Source organism: Flavobacteriales bacterium, assembly GCA_029248105.1.
GTDB lineage: Bacteria > Bacteroidota > Bacteroidia > Flavobacteriales > UBA7312 > UBA8444.
In genome coordinates this window covers 13,590-29,690 of sequence record JAQWJZ010000011.1, presented here as the reverse complement: position 1 = coordinate 29,690, position 16,101 = coordinate 13,590, and the positions used below count along the sequence as shown (strand labels likewise).

14 protein-coding genes are annotated in these 16,101 nt (G+C 34.4%); 3 read left to right on the top strand and 11 right to left on the bottom strand.

What is annotated here, in order from left to right; all coding sequences use genetic code 11:
• Positions 1-5: 5 nt before the first annotated feature.
• The 3 genes from P8I29_02085 to P8I29_02075 are packed head-to-tail and all read right to left on the bottom strand — an operon-like array spanning position 6 to position 1,932.
• Positions 6-515: an ATP-binding protein gene (locus tag P8I29_02085; GenBank protein MDG1916586.1), complete on the bottom strand. Its 510-nt coding sequence runs from the start codon at positions 513-515 to the stop codon at positions 6-8.
• Complete coding sequence (locus P8I29_02080; GenBank protein ID MDG1916585.1) at positions 512-1,213, bottom strand: ZIP family metal transporter; 702 nt, start codon at positions 1,211-1,213, stop codon at positions 512-514. Before P8I29_02080 ends, P8I29_02085 begins: the two co-directional genes overlap by 4 nt.
• Positions 1,210-1,932, bottom strand: a complete 723-nt coding sequence (locus P8I29_02075; GenBank protein MDG1916584.1) for a class I SAM-dependent methyltransferase — start codon at positions 1,930-1,932, stop codon at positions 1,210-1,212. Before P8I29_02075 ends, P8I29_02080 begins: the two co-directional genes overlap by 4 nt.
• A 47-nt stretch (positions 1,933-1,979) precedes the next feature.
• Here P8I29_02075 and P8I29_02070 point away from each other — a divergent pair, with 47 nt between their 5' ends.
• The gene (locus P8I29_02070; protein ID MDG1916583.1) at positions 1,980-3,161 is read left to right on the top strand and encodes a THUMP domain-containing protein; all 1,182 of its coding nucleotides are present in this window, start codon (positions 1,980-1,982) and stop codon (positions 3,159-3,161) included.
• A 23-nt stretch (positions 3,162-3,184) separates the two neighbouring features.
• Here P8I29_02070 and P8I29_02065 read toward each other — a convergent pair whose 3' ends face one another.
• From P8I29_02065 to rfbC, 5 genes are read right to left on the bottom strand one after another with little or no spacing between them, the layout of a single operon-like run.
• Positions 3,185-5,320, bottom strand: coding sequence for a hypothetical protein (locus P8I29_02065; GenBank protein MDG1916582.1), 2,136 nt, complete (start codon positions 5,318-5,320; stop codon positions 3,185-3,187).
• Positions 5,321-5,373: 53 nt separating this feature from the next.
• Complete coding sequence (locus tag P8I29_02060) at positions 5,374-6,072, bottom strand: TIGR00730 family Rossman fold protein (protein MDG1916581.1); 699 nt, start codon at positions 6,070-6,072, stop codon at positions 5,374-5,376.
• Between the two features lie 16 nt (positions 6,073-6,088).
• A complete protein-coding gene (uvrA, locus tag P8I29_02055; GenBank protein ID MDG1916580.1) occupies positions 6,089-8,917 on the bottom strand; it encodes an excinuclease ABC subunit UvrA in 2,829 nt (942 codons plus the stop codon).
• The gene (locus tag P8I29_02050) at positions 8,910-9,881 is read right to left on the bottom strand and encodes a lytic transglycosylase domain-containing protein (protein ID MDG1916579.1); all 972 of its coding nucleotides are present in this window, start codon (positions 9,879-9,881) and stop codon (positions 8,910-8,912) included. Before P8I29_02050 ends, uvrA begins: the two co-directional genes overlap by 8 nt.
• The gene (gene rfbC / locus P8I29_02045; GenBank protein ID MDG1916578.1) at positions 9,882-10,424 is read right to left on the bottom strand and encodes a dTDP-4-dehydrorhamnose 3,5-epimerase; all 543 of its coding nucleotides are present in this window, start codon (positions 10,422-10,424) and stop codon (positions 9,882-9,884) included.
• 168 nt (positions 10,425-10,592) lie between these two features.
• Between rfbC and P8I29_02040 the strand changes: the two genes are divergently transcribed.
• Positions 10,593-11,180 (top strand): FKBP-type peptidyl-prolyl cis-trans isomerase, encoded by a 588-nt coding sequence (locus tag P8I29_02040; GenBank protein MDG1916577.1) that lies wholly within the window; start codon positions 10,593-10,595, stop codon positions 11,178-11,180.
• Positions 11,181-11,252: 72 nt separating this feature from the next.
• Here P8I29_02040 and lpdA read toward each other — a convergent pair whose 3' ends face one another.
• From lpdA to mnmE, 3 genes are all read right to left on the bottom strand, one after another.
• Positions 11,253-12,641, bottom strand: coding sequence for a dihydrolipoyl dehydrogenase (lpdA, locus tag P8I29_02035; protein MDG1916576.1), 1,389 nt, complete (start codon positions 12,639-12,641; stop codon positions 11,253-11,255).
• A gap of 89 nt (positions 12,642-12,730) precedes the next feature.
• Positions 12,731-13,681 carry a sulfotransferase gene (locus P8I29_02030; protein MDG1916575.1) on the bottom strand — a complete coding sequence of 317 codons (951 nt, stop codon included), beginning with the start codon at positions 13,679-13,681 and terminating at the stop codon, positions 12,731-12,733.
• A gap of 89 nt (positions 13,682-13,770) precedes the next feature.
• Positions 13,771-15,123, bottom strand: coding sequence for a tRNA uridine-5-carboxymethylaminomethyl(34) synthesis GTPase MnmE (gene mnmE, locus P8I29_02025; protein MDG1916574.1), 1,353 nt, complete (start codon positions 15,121-15,123; stop codon positions 13,771-13,773).
• An 88-nt stretch (positions 15,124-15,211) separates the two neighbouring features.
• Here mnmE and sucD point away from each other — a divergent pair, with 88 nt between their 5' ends.
• Positions 15,212-16,090, top strand: coding sequence for a succinate--CoA ligase subunit alpha (gene sucD, locus P8I29_02020; protein MDG1916573.1), 879 nt, complete (start codon positions 15,212-15,214; stop codon positions 16,088-16,090).
• Positions 16,091-16,101: the final 11 nt, after the last annotated feature.

Here is a 16,101-nt window from a genome sequence, read left to right as displayed (position 1 = left end):
AAGAATTAGATTTCATTGATGATGCGTGTTATGCGCTCTTTAACACTTAGCTTGGGTAGTTCTACTAGATTATACCCTGCTTCTTTATAGACCTGTTTTAATGCTTCGAAAATTAAAATAGAATCCTTAAAGTTTTCTAACCTTTCGTTATCTTTATGGTATATCTCTTCCCATGGAATGGTTATAAATACCTTTGAATGATAACGATGTTCTTCACAAGCTTTGATAAAATGATTAGGAATAGAGTGTTTGTTATTCTTTAGATAGGCTATGTTGTCTAGCATACTTCTATCGTAAAAATTAACACCTGGTTTGGCGTCTAGAAAATCTTTCTTTCTCTTTTTAAAAACAGCTTCCTCAAAGTCAATATTTTTAAATGCCGTTTTGATATCCATGTCTTGTATTATTTCTCTTGATACTTCATTAAAACAATAATACTCACGCTCTTTCAAGGCTTCAATAATACTTGTTTTGCCACTACAAGGGCCACCAGTAATTATAATTCTTTTAATCATAAAAATGTGCTTATCAGAGCGATGCTTGTTCCTAAGAAAATGGCGATTGCTTTACGGCTATTAAAGTGGTGTCCTTCGCTACTTTCGAATAAAATGGTCGTTGAAATATGTAAGAACATGCCAATAACAATAGCCATTATTTCACTATAATAATTAGAGATATTACTGATATACTGACTGAATAATGTTCCTAGAGGGGTTGTTATAGCAAATGCACTAATCAATAAAATAATTTTCAACTTAGACATCTTACTTTCAATGAGCATATGCGTAAGTACTATACCTACAGGTATTTTGTGTAGCGCAATGGCTGATAATAAAGAAGAATGCATGTGTGAATGATGATGAGGATTGCCTAGAGGCATACCTTCAATAAAGGAATGTATACTTAGGCCTATAAGGATACTAATAGGAATGCTTCCGTGTACGTGACCATGACCATGTTCCACACCTTTAGAAAAATGTTCTAGAATTATTTGAATAAAAAATCCGATAAGTATAAATAATCCAATGATGTGATTATGTTGTCCTGCAAAGGTTTCTGGTATTAGATGTAAAACAGTAATAGAAAACAAATAAGCACCACTAAACGAAATGAGTAGCTTGGTATTGTTTTGTGATATGTTTTTTATATAAAATGCAATCAGTGCACCTACGAAAACAGATGATAATAATATAATGTAATCAGTAATTGTCATTTCTGTGCTAGTATAATAAGACGAGGTGAATGGATAGTGTTAAAATCATTAAGTGAATAATCTCCCCACAAATTTATGATTTTCAAATCAGATTTTTCAAATAAATCAATAAAATCAGATAGGAATAGTGCTTGAACTTTTTCTTGGAAGTGGTACTCTTCAGTATCAGTGAAATAAATATCCTTGAAGATGTAGCCGTTTTCATAGCTTCTTTTAATATTAAAATCGATATTTTCGACGGTCTTTAATTCACTAGTAACAAGTTCATTAACAACCTTTTTGGCATTCATAAAGTCAAGAATTATTTTCCCACCTTTTTTTAGATTATCAGACATGGCTTGTATGGCCTTAAGGTTATCTCCTGGATTGTCAAAATATCCAAAACTGGTAAAAATATTGAGTACAACATCGAATTCGTCCTTCTTGTAATAATTACGCATATCGTGAACGTTGAAATTCAGCTTATTATTAGTAAAGCTATTAGCGTATTGGATACTTTCTTTAGAAAGATCTATGCCTTCAATATTGTATCCCATTTTGTTTATAAATATGGCGTGTCTTCCTTTTCCACAAGCAATATCTAAAAACTTATCGTCTTTATTAGGCATTAAATGGTTTAAAAGGTTTTTCAAAAAAAACTCTGCTTCATCCATATTTCTATCCTTATACAGGAGATGGTAGTAGGGGGTGTTGAACCAAGTGTCGAACCAATTTTTCATTGTTCAAATATAAATTTATTACTGTATTATTTGATTAAATTAGCCCAATGAAAAATAGCACCACAGATAATTTTAATATGATTGCTAAAACGCAATTGGGATTAGAAGAAATATTAGCAGATGAGCTTCGACAATTAGGTGCTCAAGACGTTCAAGTTTTGAATAGAGCTGTAGGTTTTGTTGGCGATTTAGGCTTTATGTATAAGGCTAATTTAAATCTCCGAACAGCTATTCGAATACTTAAGCCAATCTATAAGTTTACTGCTCGTAGAGATGTGGAGTTGTATGAAGAAGCTAAAAAATTGGATTGGTCAAAATACATTAGTGTAGAGAATACTATTGCAGTAAATGCAGCAGTTCATTCGGACTTTTTTAATCATAGTCATTATGTAGCTCTAAAAGTGAAAGATGCTATAGTAGATTACTTTAGAGATTTAACAAAAGGAAGAAGGCCCGATGTTGATACTAAAAACCCCGATGTAAGGATTAACATTCATGTTTCTAATGATAAGTGTACTATTTCTTTAGATAGTTCTGGAGATTCTTTACATAAAAGAGGTTATAGACATGCTACTAATGAGGCGCCAATTAGTGAAGTATTGGCTGCTGGTCTAATTTTATTGAGTGACTGGGATAGGCAAAGTGATTTTCTTGACCCGATGTGTGGTTCAGGAACTATACTTATAGAAGCGGCAATGATTGCATGTAATATTCCACCGTCTTTACATAGAAAGAAATTCTGTTTTATGAACTGGATTGACTTCGATGCTGATTTATGGACAAAGATTAAAGAAGTTTCCATGAATAAGGTAAGTGATTTTGAGGGCAGGATAATTGGTTGTGATAGAGCTTTTGCATCTGTTCGAAAGGCTCAAGATAATGTTAAAGATGCGATGCTTGATGATATTATTGAAATAAAAAGAGCCAATTTTGTTAGAAAGCCAGAGCCTATGCCAAATGGTGGTACTATATTATTTAATCCTCCTTATGGTGAGCGATTGAATGTGGATACTATAGAGTTATACTCACAGATTGGAGATACTTTCAAAAAGAATTATGCTGGTTGTTCGGCTTGGTTAATAACTTCTGATATGGAAGCGGTAAATAATATTCATCTTAAGCATACCCGAAGAATAAAAATATTTAACGGTAAGTTAGAATGTCGCTTTTTAAAATATCAAATGTATGAAGGTTCAAAAAAATTAAGCAAAAAAAAAGCGACTGATTAGGTCGCTTTTTTTATTAATGAATCTTAAAATCCTATTAATTCTTTAGCTTTCTTAATTGATATCTGTTCATCGTTGTAGAAAGCAATAATGTATGAGCCTTCGAAACCTTTCTTGGATACTTTGTTTAGTTTAAGCATAGCACCTTGAATACTAGTGTAAGTGCCAATAGTAAATCGGTGTATGCCTTCAGAGATTTCTGTTTTTTCTACACCTTCTAACTCATTCAACTTACTTAGTTCCACGACATCATTTTTACTGTATATTCCCAATTGTACTTTGAAAATTACATCGCCATATACTGCAGCGTTATCTTCGGTGTAAGCTAAATCCATGTAATCTTTAGCTTCAACGATTTGACCTTCTTTTATCGCTACAACTTTAGAGTTTTCATAACTCATGAAGTATAACTCATTTCTACGTTCTAATGCCTCTTCATATGAGCCATATCCTTCGGTAAATACATGTTTAAAGCCATCTTTACCTTCAAAGACTACTAATTCATCTAGATCATAAAAATCTAAATCAACTTCTTTAAGTACGTCTAGCTGAACTCGGAAAACGATATCTTCAAGAGGTGGTAAATCTTCAAGCTTTGCAGAAGCTCTTCTATTTCTCTCTCTATCCATCTCACTAGATGATACTGTTCTTAAGTCACCTTGTTTGTCTTCTATCACATATACATCTTTGTAGCCACTGTTGAGGAGCTGTTTCTGCTTTTGTCTAGCTTTTAATACATCTTCAAACTCACCTGTGTAGTAAACAGTATAATCACCTTCTAATGTGCTTTTGATGTTAATGATACTCATTAGTCTATTTATTTCAGCTGCTTCAATACCTTCTGCATGTTTTGCAATTTGCAGTTTGTATATAACTTTTGAGCTGAGATCAACATATTGAGCTGGTGTTACAGCATCTTCAAACTCTTTTTGTTGATTATATATTTGTTGGAATACTCTTGGTTTGTAGATATCTACCATTAAGGTATCACCTTGAACATTAACTACTTTCTTGGTTAGTTTAATGAATTTGTCAGTAGGGTATGTATCTTCAAAGTAAGAGTTAGCATCTTTTCTCGATGCGGAGTTAATGTAAGCAAGATATATCGCTTCACTCATTTTGTCTGTTAGTTGAATACCTTCTGCATTAACAACAGCGCCCTTTGGAGTGTTTGCTTCTTTGTCTAAGTAATCTGGTACATTATCGTTGTCAGTATCTATAGGACAGCCTTGAGCATCCACTTCAACACCTCTTGGAGTACCGATACAGAAATCATCAATATCAACTACACCATCTTTATCTTCGTCTTCTCGGTCTAGTTCGTCAAAGTTTACGGCTAAGTAGTCGTCATGAACTTTAGGAATATATTTTTCCTCACAACTGTAACAATGTAGGTCGTATACTATGTGGGCTGAATTGACAAAGTATTTATCTGAAGAACCATTTTCAATATTATCTATATAATCTGTATTGGTGTAGTGGTAAGATGTTCCAACCTTGAAATTTAACCTATCGTTAATTTTAAGGTTTAAACCTAATGATAATGGTATGTCTATACCTTTTTGACTGTAAGCTTCAGAGTTAGCAGGGTCTAGCAACCATTGGCTTAATAAATCTATTTCGTATTCATTATTTGTATTATCATATGAGCCTTTAGAGTCGAATTTAAGGTAAGACAAGCCAAGTCCTACATATGGGGTTAAAAGCTTATTGTTGAATACATTTTTGAAGTTGTAGTTAAATCGAATACCAATAGTATTGATAGTACTCATGAAATTTGTAGGCAATTCATCTTGATTAATACCATCAACACGCACAATACCCTCTTCCATCATGATAGTAGCATCTACATATTCGCTTAGGTTGGCTGATAATCCAATTTGAAAGCCAGACTGACCAATAATCCCAGTATTACGATTGTCGGAAATATCACCTTTAAAGTTAAAATTACCAAATCCGATATGTAATTTGGGTTGCAGTTTGATTTTTTCAGATTTATTGGTAGCCTCCAAAATACCAGATTCAGAGCTGTCAGTATTCGTAGTTTCCGATACCACTGTATCTTGATATTCTAGGGGGATATAGGCTGGGTCTGGGATTTGTGACCATGCTGTAACAGAAAATAATAAAGTTAACAGCGCTGTAGCAATGAATTTTTTCATCGAGATTCTTATTGGTTTTGAACGCTTGTAAAACTAAGAAATTTAGCTTAGAATTAGAAGTTTGGCTTTAGCAAATATTTTGAATAGAAATTATCTATATAATCTACGGCTTCATCTGCTGTATCTACTAGAGTAAATAGGTCTAAATCTTCAGGGCTTATATTTTGTTCTTGTTCCAACATTACATTTTTCATCCAGCTAATTAAACCGCTCCAATAGTTTTTGCCGACCAATACAATTGGAAATGCAGCAATTTTTTGTGTTTGTATGAGAGTAATAGCCTCAAATAGCTCGTCTAAAGTACCCACACCACCAGGCATAACAACGAATCCTTGAGCGTATTTTACGAACATTACCTTCCTCACAAAGAAATAATCAAAATTTATTAACTTATCATTGTCAATATAACTATTTGCTTCCTGTTCAAAGGGTAAATCTATATTTAGACCAACAGATTTACCTTGACCTTTGTGAGCACCTTTGTTTCCTGCTTCCATAATACCAAAACCGCCTCCTGTGATAATTCCATAGCCTTTAGAGGTTAATTTTTCAGCAATATCTTCAGCCATTTTATAATAGGTATTGTCTGCTTTAGTTCGTGCAGAACCAAATATAGATACACATGGACCAATCTTTGATAGTGTTTCAAATGCCTGAACAAATTCAGCCATTATTTTAAAAATTTGCCATGAGTCTTTAGTTTTTATTTCATTCCAATTTTTGTTTTCGAATGCTTTTTCAATTTTTTTCATAATTTATATATGTTAGTTAATTTTTTAATTCTTCTTTCAGAAATGAAGCAGTATAGCCTTCTTTTGAAAGGATAATTTGTTCTGGAGTACCTGTATTTATGATTTCCCCACCTTTACTTCCGCCATCAGGCCCAATCTCTATGATATGATCGGCCATTTTTATAACATCTAGATTGTGTTCAATTACAACTACTGTATTTCCTTTATTTACGAGTTTTTCCAACACTTGTAGTAATACATTTACATCTTCAAAATGCAGTCCTGTTGTAGGTTCGTCAAGAATGTAAAAGGTGTTGCCTGTGCTTCTTTTGGATAACTCGCTGGCAAGTTTAACTCGTTGCGATTCTCCACCTGAAAGGGTAGTAGATTGTTGTCCTAGCTTTATGTACCCTAAGCCAACTTCTGCTAGTGTTTTTATTTGACGATTTATTTTGGGATGATTTTCAAAAAAGCTTAGCGCTTGGTTGATGTTCATATCCAGTATGTCTGCAATTGACTTGCCTTTATATCTTATTTCTAGTGTTTCTCTGTTGTATCGCTTACCATTACAGTACTCACAATCGACATGTACATCGGGCAAGAAATTCATTTCAATTGTTCTTACACCAGCACCTTGACATTCTTCGCATCTGCCGCCAGTCACATTAAAAGAAAACCGTCCTACCTTGTAACCTCTTGCCTTTGATTCTGGATGATTAGCAAATAGGTTTCTTATTTCAGAAAACACACCCGTGTATGTTGCTGGGTTGGAACGTGGAGTACGACCAATTGGAGACTGATCTACTTCTATTACTTTGTCGATATGCTCTAAACCTTTTACGGAATCGTAGTCTAAAGGTTTCTTAACGGCGTTATAAAAGTGTTGATTAAGAATAGGGTAGAGTGTTTCGTTTATCAAAGTGCTTTTCCCACTTCCTGAAACTCCAATTACGCCTATGAATGTTCCTAGTGGAAATTCGGCTGTTACGTTCTTTAAGTTATTACCTCTAGCACCTTTAATTACGATACTTTTATTTGTTCCTTTTCGTCGTTCTGGATTGACATGTATACGTTTTTTTCCCTTGAGATAATCAATGGTCAATGACGATTCCTTTATAAATTTTTCAGCATTACCTTCAGCGATGATTTGTCCGCCATGAATACCTGCGCCTGGTCCTATATCAATAATATGATCAGCAGCCATTATCATATCTTTGTCGTGTTCTACAACAATAACAGAGTTTCCTATATCTCTCAAGTCTTTTAATGAGTTAATCAATTTTTGATTATCTCTTTGGTGTAGGCCAATACTGGGTTCATCAAGAATATATAGGACATCGGTAAGTTGTGAGCCTATTTGAGTAGCTAGTCGAATACGCTGACTTTCACCACCAGATAAGCTTCTAGAAGAACGATTGAGGGATAAGTAGTTTAGTCCTACATCAATAAGAAATTGAACTCTTTTGCGTAATTCTTTAATGATTTCCTTAGCTATTATATTTTGTTTTTCTGAAAGTTTACTTTCTAATTCATTTATCCAACTCTGTAATTCTTCGATATCCATATTGGACACTTCGGCGATGTTTAGACCATCTATTTTAAAAAATAGTGATTCTTTATTTAATCGACTACCTTCACATTCTTTACAGTTTTCTTTTACCATATACTCCGCTGCCCAACGTTTTAATCTTGGAGAAGATGCGTTTTTGAATTGGTCTTCGATGAACGGTATAATGCCTTCAAAATTGATTTTGTAGGTTTTGTTTATCCCTGCTTTTTTAAGTTCAACATTAAAAGATTCTTTTGAGCCATAGAGTATGGCGTCTAATCCTTGTTGAGAAATATCTTTGATGGGTGTAGATAAATTGAAATCGTACTTTTTACCGATTGTTTCAATCTGATTTGTTATCCATGAACTATTGGATTGGGTAATGGGGGCAATTCCTCCTTTTTGGATACTTAATGTATCGTTTGTAATGATTTTATTTAAGTCGATGTTGGACACTATACCTAATCCATTACATTTTTGACAAGCTCCTTTTGGCGAGTTAAAAGAAAAACTATTGGGTTCTGCTTGAGCATAAGAAATACCTGTTTTTGAACACATGAGTTGTCTGCTGAAAAAACGTTCTTTATTAGTGTCTATATCTAGTGTCATCATCAACCCATTGCCATATTTCATAGCCGTTTCTATGGATTGTTTTATACGTTTTTCATTTTCTTTCTTAATCACAAGTTTATCAACCACTATTTCAATATCGTGTGTCTTGAAACGGTCTAATTTCATGCCTGGTGAAATTTCTCTCAATTCACCATCTACACGGACTCTTAAAAACCCTTGCCTTGCGGTTTGTTCAAATAACTCTCTATAATGCCCTTTTCTGGATCGAATTACTGGAGCAAGGATTATTGTTTTTTGTTGTTTTAGTTCTTTAAGGATAATAGATTGAATTTCTTCATCTGAGTAAGAAACCATCTTTTCACCAGTATTATAAGAGTATGCATCCGATGCTCTAGCATAAAGAAGTCGTAAAAAATCATAAATTTCTGTTATGGTACCTACGGTTGAACGTGGATTTTTACTCGTTGTTTTTTGCTCAATAGATATGACTGGCGACAAGCCACTAATTTTGTCAACTTTAGGTCGTTCTAGTCCGCCAAGGAATTGTCTAGCATAGGCGGAAAATGTTTCTATATATCTTCTTTGTCCTTCAGCATATATAGTGTCAAAAGCTAGAGAAGATTTGCCACTACCACTAAGTCCTGTAATGACTACCAACTCATTACGAGGAATAGATACATTGACATTTTTAAGGTTATGTTCTTTCGCTCCAAAAACATGAAGCATTTCTTTTGATTTACTCATTAATTAGGCTTGTGTCAGCTTGTGTTAAGTTATTTTGAGAGGTGTAGTTACCTTTCTGAGGAATCTCAATATAGTATTTTTTTTTCAATTTATTGTTAAGATAGCTTTCACGAAGCCAAGGATTATGAAGTTTGAGTATTTTATAGTTAATGCCGTATTCTCTAGAAAAATCTGCCCAACTACTAACAGTAGAGTCTACCATGACTGTATAGGTAGGGATGTTTTCATACAAATCTTCTGTTCTTAGTTGAAATCCATATTTCTTAGGGTTTTCTATGATTTCTTTTATGGCTAAAATTCTAAATACGTATCTTGAGGTTTCGTTATTGAGTAACAAATCATAATATGTGTATGATTTCTGACGATTCATCTGCTTTTGTAGCCCTGTTCTTCCCATATTATATGCTGCAGCGGCTAAGGTCCAACTACCAAACTTACTTTTTGCTGAAGATAAAAAATCACAAGCAGCCTGAGTTGATTTCTGAATATGATAGCGTTCATCTACTTCAGTGTTGACTTCTAAATTAAATTCTTTAGCTGTAGATTTCATAATTTGCCAAAATCCTTTTGCTCCAGCTGGAGAAGTGACATTTTCCAAACCACTTTCTATTAGAGCTAAATACTTGAAGTCGTCAGGGAGATTATTTTTTTTCAATATGGGTTCTATAATAGGAAAATACTTAGCAGCTCTTTTATGTAACAGTAGGGTATTGGATTGCCAATAGGTATTTTTTAATAACTCTTTGTCGTAGCGTTCCCAGATATCTGGGTTTTCTAATGGTACTCTTTCATTGGCAAAATAGATGTTTGACGAGGGCTTGGGAAGAGCAAAGATGCTGTACTTCTCTTTAAGGTTTTCAAGAACTAAAATATTGTCCGAATGTTCTTTTGATGAGAAGCTAAAGATGAAAACTATTGAAAATAAAACAAAAACAGTGGCGAGATAAGGAATGTGTTTTTTCATTTAAAAAGGGCTTTTGAAATATTTAAATAATTCGGCTTCTTGGTCTTTTTCTGATACTATTGGATTGTCAATACCCCAATTGATGTTCAATTGTGAGTCATTCCACAATATAGCTCCTTCAGATTCTTTGGAATAGGGGCCAGTGCATTTGTAACAAAATATGGTATTATCTTCTAGCGTAACAAAGCCGTGTGCAAATCCTGGTGGTATCCAAAACTGTGTTTTGTTTTCCCCACTAAGTATTATACTTTGGTGTTTACCATAAGTAGGAGAGTGTGGGCGTATGTCAACAGCAACGTCTAGTACACTGCCTTGAATAACACGTACCAATTTACCTTGTTCAAAGGGAGGTGCTTGAAAGTGTAAGCCTCTTAGTACTCCTTTTTGAGATAGGGATTGATTGTCTTGAATAAATGTTAGGTCTAGTCCCTTTTTATTAAACGCAGCTTTGTTGTAGCTTTCATAAAAATAGCCTCTTTCATCACTAAAAACCCTAGGTTCTATGATGACTAATCCTTCTATGTCTGTTGTTTTAAATTCCATTTTTCAATAAGGGATAAAGATACAAAACCTCTCACAATAAAACTTTAATAAATAGATTTAAAGTATATTTGCCGTTCATAAAATTTAACTGAGATGAAAAAATTGTTTTTACCCCTCATTTTAATAATGGGAATAACTAGCATTAATGCACAAAATTTAAACACAGAAATGGAAAAAGTAAGTTACAGTTTGGGTGTCAACGTAGCCAAAAGCGTTAAAAATCAAGGACTAGAAAGTATTGACTCTGAGGCTATTGCTCAAGCATTTACTGATGTATTTGAAGGAAATGAGTTGAAAATATCTGAACAAGAATCTAATGTTATTCTTCAAGAGTATTTTGGAAAATTGGCTCAGAAAGCTCAATCTCAAAATGTAGAAGCAGGACAGAACTTTTTAGCTGAAAATGCTAAAAGAGACGGTGTAGTAACTACTGCAACAGGTTTGCAATACGAAGTATTGACTGAAGGTTCAGGCGACTCTCCAAAAGAGACGGATCAAGTGACGGTTCATTATCATGGTACTTTAATTGACGGTACTGTATTTGACAGTTCTGTTGAGAGAGGTCAACCAGCTACTTTTCCAGTAAATGGTGTTATCCCGGGTTGGGTAGAGGCTTTGCAATTGATGAATCCAGGTGCTAAGTTCAAATTATTCATTCCTTCTAATCTTGCTTATGGTGAGAGAGGTGCAGGTGGTGCTATTGGACCAAATGCTACTCTAATTTTTGAAGTAGAATTAATTTCTATTGGTGGATAAATTAGTCACTAAACAATTATAAACTAAAAAAGCCCCGCATTTGCGGGGCTTTTTATTTAAAGTCTTATGCGATTACATATGAATAACTTCATCGTAAGCAGCAGCAACAGCTTCCATCACGGCTTCACTCATGGTAGGGTGTGGATGAACCGCTTTTAAGATTTCGTGCCCTGTAGTTTCAAGCTTACGTGCTACTACAGCTTCGGCAATCATTTCGGTTACGTTGTAACCAATCATGTGACAACCTAGCCATTCGCCATACTTAGCATCGAAAATAACTTTTACAAAACCGTCTTTATGTCCAGCAGCAGAGGCTTTACCAGATGCAGAGAATGGGAATTTACCCACTTTAACATCATAACCAGCTTCCTTTGCAGCCTTTTCAGTATAACCTACAGAAGATATTTCTGGTGAACAATAGGTACAACCAGGAATATTACCGTAGTCTAAAGGTTCAGGATTGTGTCCTGCTATCTTTTCTACACATATAATACCTTCAGCAGAAGCTACGTGAGCTAGTGCTTGGGTTGGCAATACATCACCGATGGCATAATATCCAGGCATATTCGTTTGGTAGAAGTCGTTCACTAAAATTTTACCTTTATCTGTTACGACTCCTACATCTTCTAAGCCTATGTTTTCAATATTAGCGGTGATACCTACTGCAGAAAGAACAACATCACATTCCATAGTTTCTTCGCCTTTCTTTGTTTTAACGCTTACTACACAGCCCTTGCCAGAGGTATCAACGCTTTCAACAGAAGAATTAGTCATTACCTTAATACCAGATTTTTTGAATGAACGAGCTAATTGCTTAGATACATCTTCGTCCTCAACAGGAACTATGTTTGGCATGTATTCAACAACAGTTACATCAACACCCATAGCATTATAGAAGTAAGCAAACTCAACACCAATAGCACCAGAACCCACAACAACCATTTTAGATGGTTTTTTGTCTAAAGTCATAGCTTTTCTGTAGCCTACAATTTTTTTGCCGTCTTGCGGAAGATTTGGCAGCTCTCTTGAACGAGCACCAGTAGCAATGATAATATTTGATGCATTGTATTCAGATGTTTTACCATCAGCGTCAACAACATCAATTTTTTTACCAGCTTTTACTTTAGCTGTTCCCATTATCACTTCTATCTTATTCTTTTTCATTAAGAAGTCAATACCTTTACTCATTCCATCTGCAACGCCTCTAGAACGTTTTACAACAGAAGAAAAATCAGCATCAGCATCTTTTACATTAATTCCATAATCTTCAGCGTGTTTGATATATTCAAAAACTTGTGCAGATTTTAAAAGGGCTTTAGTTGGAATACAACCCCAATTTAAGCATACACCTCCAAGAGATTCCTTTTCTACGATAGCAGTTTTTAACCCTAATTGTGAAGCGCGAATAGCAGTAACATATCCACCAGGTCCACTTCCTATTACAATGACATCAAAATTCATATTTTATTGTGTTTTAAATCGGTGACAAATCTAATAAATTCTAAAACAGAAACCGAAGTTATTTGCCCAAATAACAACATTTTAAAAAGTCATAATCTCAATAGCTGTTTTAAAATAAATTTAAGGTAAGATAATTTGGCTTTAACTAGCGATGTTTTTCTTCTCAAATATATTCTTTTAAGAGAGCGTTTTTGAATTATGTTTTTCTCTAGCTTTTTGATTCTGTTGTTAGGCGTGATTAAATCGTCTAAAGGATAGCCTAAACTCTTAATTTCGTGTCTTAATAGGTAGCTAAGTTCTTGTATTTGATTTGGAGTAAATACTTTTTTGTATTTATCGACATGAAAATCATTGAGAGATTTATGAGAGTCTTGGTGGTATTTTTCTGATTCAGAGTTTTCAAATAGCTTTTCATCTGATTCATCGAGCATTTTTTCTTCAAATTCAAAGCCAATATGTTGGGCTATTTTTGTCAACCATATTTTACTTTCACTTACAAGTTCTTCGTATTTTACCTGTAAGATATTTTCCTTATCGTTAATAGCCTCAAATCTTTCATTATAAGCTTTTATAACATTTACTGTTTCTATAATAAATTTATCGCTGTACGATGATGAATGCCAACGACTATAATAGGAAGAGCAAATTGCTAGAGGATGTCTTTTAAGAAAAATAAATTTTGCTGTTTTGAAACGTCTTTTTAAATAGCCGTAATAGAATAGGTTAGTTGGTGTTTTCTCTCCTAAGAAACTAGCTTTAGAATTCGTTATGTTTTCAAATAAATACCTTACTGATACTGAAAAAGATTCAACGTTCTTTGGGTTAAATTTATTTGAGTTATTATTTTCTCTATTTTTTTCTATTTGATTAAAGATATACTTTTGTCTTAGTGGAGTGATTTTTCTCCATTTCAAAGTGCCTAACAAAGGAAACATCCAACTTTCATTGATTACTTCCACATCCGAATGGTTGTTTAATTTTTGTCCAAGTGTTGTGCTACCAGAACGAGAGAAGGATAGGATGAAAAAATAGTTTTTCATAATTAAAGCTAATATCAGAAAAAAATTAAATAAAAGATATTTCTCAAAAATGATTTTTTTTAAAGTATTGAATTATCAGATAGAAACTACTATTTTCCGATGCAGAAATTAGAAAAAATATTTTCTAAAAGATCGTCAGAAGAAATTTCACCTGTAATCTCGCCAATATGGTGAAGCGCTTGACGGATATCCATAGCTAAGAAATCGCCGCTGATACCACCGTTCAGTCCATCAATTGTTTTAACAATATTTTCTAGGGACAGATTTAGTGCCTCAAGGTGCCGATTATTACTTACTAAAGTGCTATTTCCTAAAGATGATGTGTTCACGAGGTCGATCATTTTTTGGGAAAAAGCTTCAATACCTTTTTTATGCTTCGCTGATATGAATAATGCCTGTGGTAGCTTTTCCTTGATTTCAGTATTCAAATCTATTTTGTTGACTACCAATAATGGCTCTTTTAATCCTTTCTCTTTTAGTAACTCCAATTCTTTCAGTTGAGTGTCTAAGCTTTGAGTGGCATCAATGATAAAAATTATTATTTGAGCTTCTAAAGCTTTTTCTACCGCTTTTTGAATACCTATTTTTTCTATAGTGTCTTGGGTTTCTCGCAATCCGGCAGTGTCAATAAATCGGAATTGTATTCCGCCCATTATAATAACATCTTCTATTGTATCACGTGTAGTACCTGCTATTTCAGATACAATAGCCCTTTCCTCATTGAGTAAGGCGTTGAGAAGGGTAGACTTGCCTACGTTTGGTTGACCAACTATGGCTACTGGCACACCATTTTTTAAGACGTTACCAATAGCAAATGAGTCGATTAGGTTTTGAATAACTGTTTTAATCTTAATCAGAAGATTATTAAATTTTTCTCTATCAGCAAATTCTACATCTTCCTCACCAAAGTCAAGCTCTAGCTCTATAAGTGCAGCAAAATTGATAAGCTCCTCTCTAAGCCCTTTAAGTTCGTTAGAAAAACCACCTCGCATTTGATGCATGGCCACTTGGTGTGCTGACTCACTTTCAGAAGCTATCAAATCGGCTACGGCTTCTGCTTGTGATAAATCCATCTTACCGTTGGCAAAAGCTCTCAATGTAAATTCACCTGCCTTTGCCATTCTAGCACCAGCACCGATAAATAATTGTATCAATTGATTTTGGATATATACAGATCCATGACAAGAAACTTCTATGACATCTTCACCAGTGTACGAATGTGGATTGCGGAAAACACTAACCACAACTTCATCTAATATTTTGTTTTCTTTTCGGATAGTACCAAAATGTAGAGTGTGACTATCTACTTTAGTTAAGTCCTTATTCGTAAAAAATTGATTGCAAATATGAATAGCTTCACAACCAGAAAGTCGAATTACAGAAATAGCACCTTGACCAGAAGAAGTTGCTAAGGCACAAATAGTATCATTGTTGATAAACATTTGACAAAGATAGAAAGTCTTTTGCTTTTTTGTTTTCCTAATCCATATTTCATTTTAAATTTGCATCGAAATAAATACAATTACAAAAATGAGCGTATTAGTAAATAAAGATTCTAAAGTTATTGTTCAAGGTTTTACTGGAAGTGAAGGTACTTTTCACGCTGGTCAAATGATAGAGTATGGAACAAATGTTGTTGGTGGTGTAACACCTGGCAAGGGAGGTCAAACACATCTGGATAGACCTGTTTTTAATACTGTTGTAGAAGCAGTAGAAAAAGTAGCCGCTAATACTTCTTTGATTTTTGTACCTCCAGCTTTTGCGGCAGATGCCATTATGGAAGCAGCAGCAGCAGGAATAAAAGTGATAATTTGTATTACGGAAGGAATTCCTACTAAAGATATGATTACGGTCAAAGAATACCTTTCTGATAAAGATTGTCGTTTGGTTGGTCCAAATTGCCCAGGGGTAATTACTCCGGTTGAAGCAAAATGCGGTATTATGCCAGGATTTGTATTTAAATCTGGTAGGATAGGTGTTGTTTCAAAGTCAGGAACATTGACTTATGAAGCTGCTGACCAAGTGGTTAAGGCAGGAATGGGAATTTCTACTGCAATCGGTATTGGTGGCGATCCAATTATTGGAACTACCACTAAAGAGGCTGTTGAATTGCTAATGAATGACTCAGAAACTGATGCAATTATTATGATTGGTGAAATAGGTGGTCAGTTAGAGGCAGACGCTGCACATTGGATAAAAGCGAACGGTACTAAGCCAGTAGTTGGTTTTATAGCTGGTCAGACTGCTCCAAAAGGTAGAACTATGGGGCATGCAGGTGCAATTGTTGGTGGTGAAGATGATACGGCTGAAGCTAAAATGAGAATCCTTAGTGAATGTGGTATCCATGTTGTAGCATCTCCAGCTAAAATTGGCGCTAAGATGGCTGAATTGATGCGCGTAAACGCATAAAACAGAATATA

Bases quoted from the DNA above. Each gene is read 5' to 3' on its own strand.
- P8I29_02085 (MDG1916586.1), bottom strand. From the start codon at position 515: ATGATTAAAAGAATTATAATTACTGGTGGCCCTTGTAGTGGCAAAACA.
- P8I29_02080 (MDG1916585.1), bottom strand. From the start codon at position 1,213: ATGACAATTACTGATTACATTATATTATTATCATCTGTTTTCGTAGGT.
- P8I29_02075 (MDG1916584.1), bottom strand. From the start codon at position 1,932: ATGAAAAATTGGTTCGACACTTGGTTCAACACCCCCTACTACCATCTC.
- P8I29_02070 (MDG1916583.1), top strand. From the start codon at position 1,980: ATGAAAAATAGCACCACAGATAATTTTAATATGATTGCTAAAACGCAA.
- P8I29_02065 (MDG1916582.1), bottom strand. From the start codon at position 5,320: ATGAAAAAATTCATTGCTACAGCGCTGTTAACTTTATTATTTTCTGTT.
- P8I29_02060 (MDG1916581.1), bottom strand. From the start codon at position 6,072: ATGAAAAAAATTGAAAAAGCATTCGAAAACAAAAATTGGAATGAAATA.
- uvrA (MDG1916580.1), bottom strand. From the start codon at position 8,917: ATGAGTAAATCAAAAGAAATGCTTCATGTTTTTGGAGCGAAAGAACAT.
- P8I29_02050 (MDG1916579.1), bottom strand. From the start codon at position 9,881: ATGAAAAAACACATTCCTTATCTCGCCACTGTTTTTGTTTTATTTTCA.
- rfbC (MDG1916578.1), bottom strand. From the start codon at position 10,424: ATGGAATTTAAAACAACAGACATAGAAGGATTAGTCATCATAGAACCT.
- P8I29_02040 (MDG1916577.1), top strand. From the start codon at position 10,593: ATGGAAAAAGTAAGTTACAGTTTGGGTGTCAACGTAGCCAAAAGCGTT.
- lpdA (MDG1916576.1), bottom strand. From the start codon at position 12,641: ATGAATTTTGATGTCATTGTAATAGGAAGTGGACCTGGTGGATATGTT.
- P8I29_02030 (MDG1916575.1), bottom strand. From the start codon at position 13,681: ATGAAAAACTATTTTTTCATCCTATCCTTCTCTCGTTCTGGTAGCACA.
- mnmE (MDG1916574.1), bottom strand. From the start codon at position 15,123: ATGTTTATCAACAATGATACTATTTGTGCCTTAGCAACTTCTTCTGGT.
- sucD (MDG1916573.1), top strand. From the start codon at position 15,212: ATGAGCGTATTAGTAAATAAAGATTCTAAAGTTATTGTTCAAGGTTTT.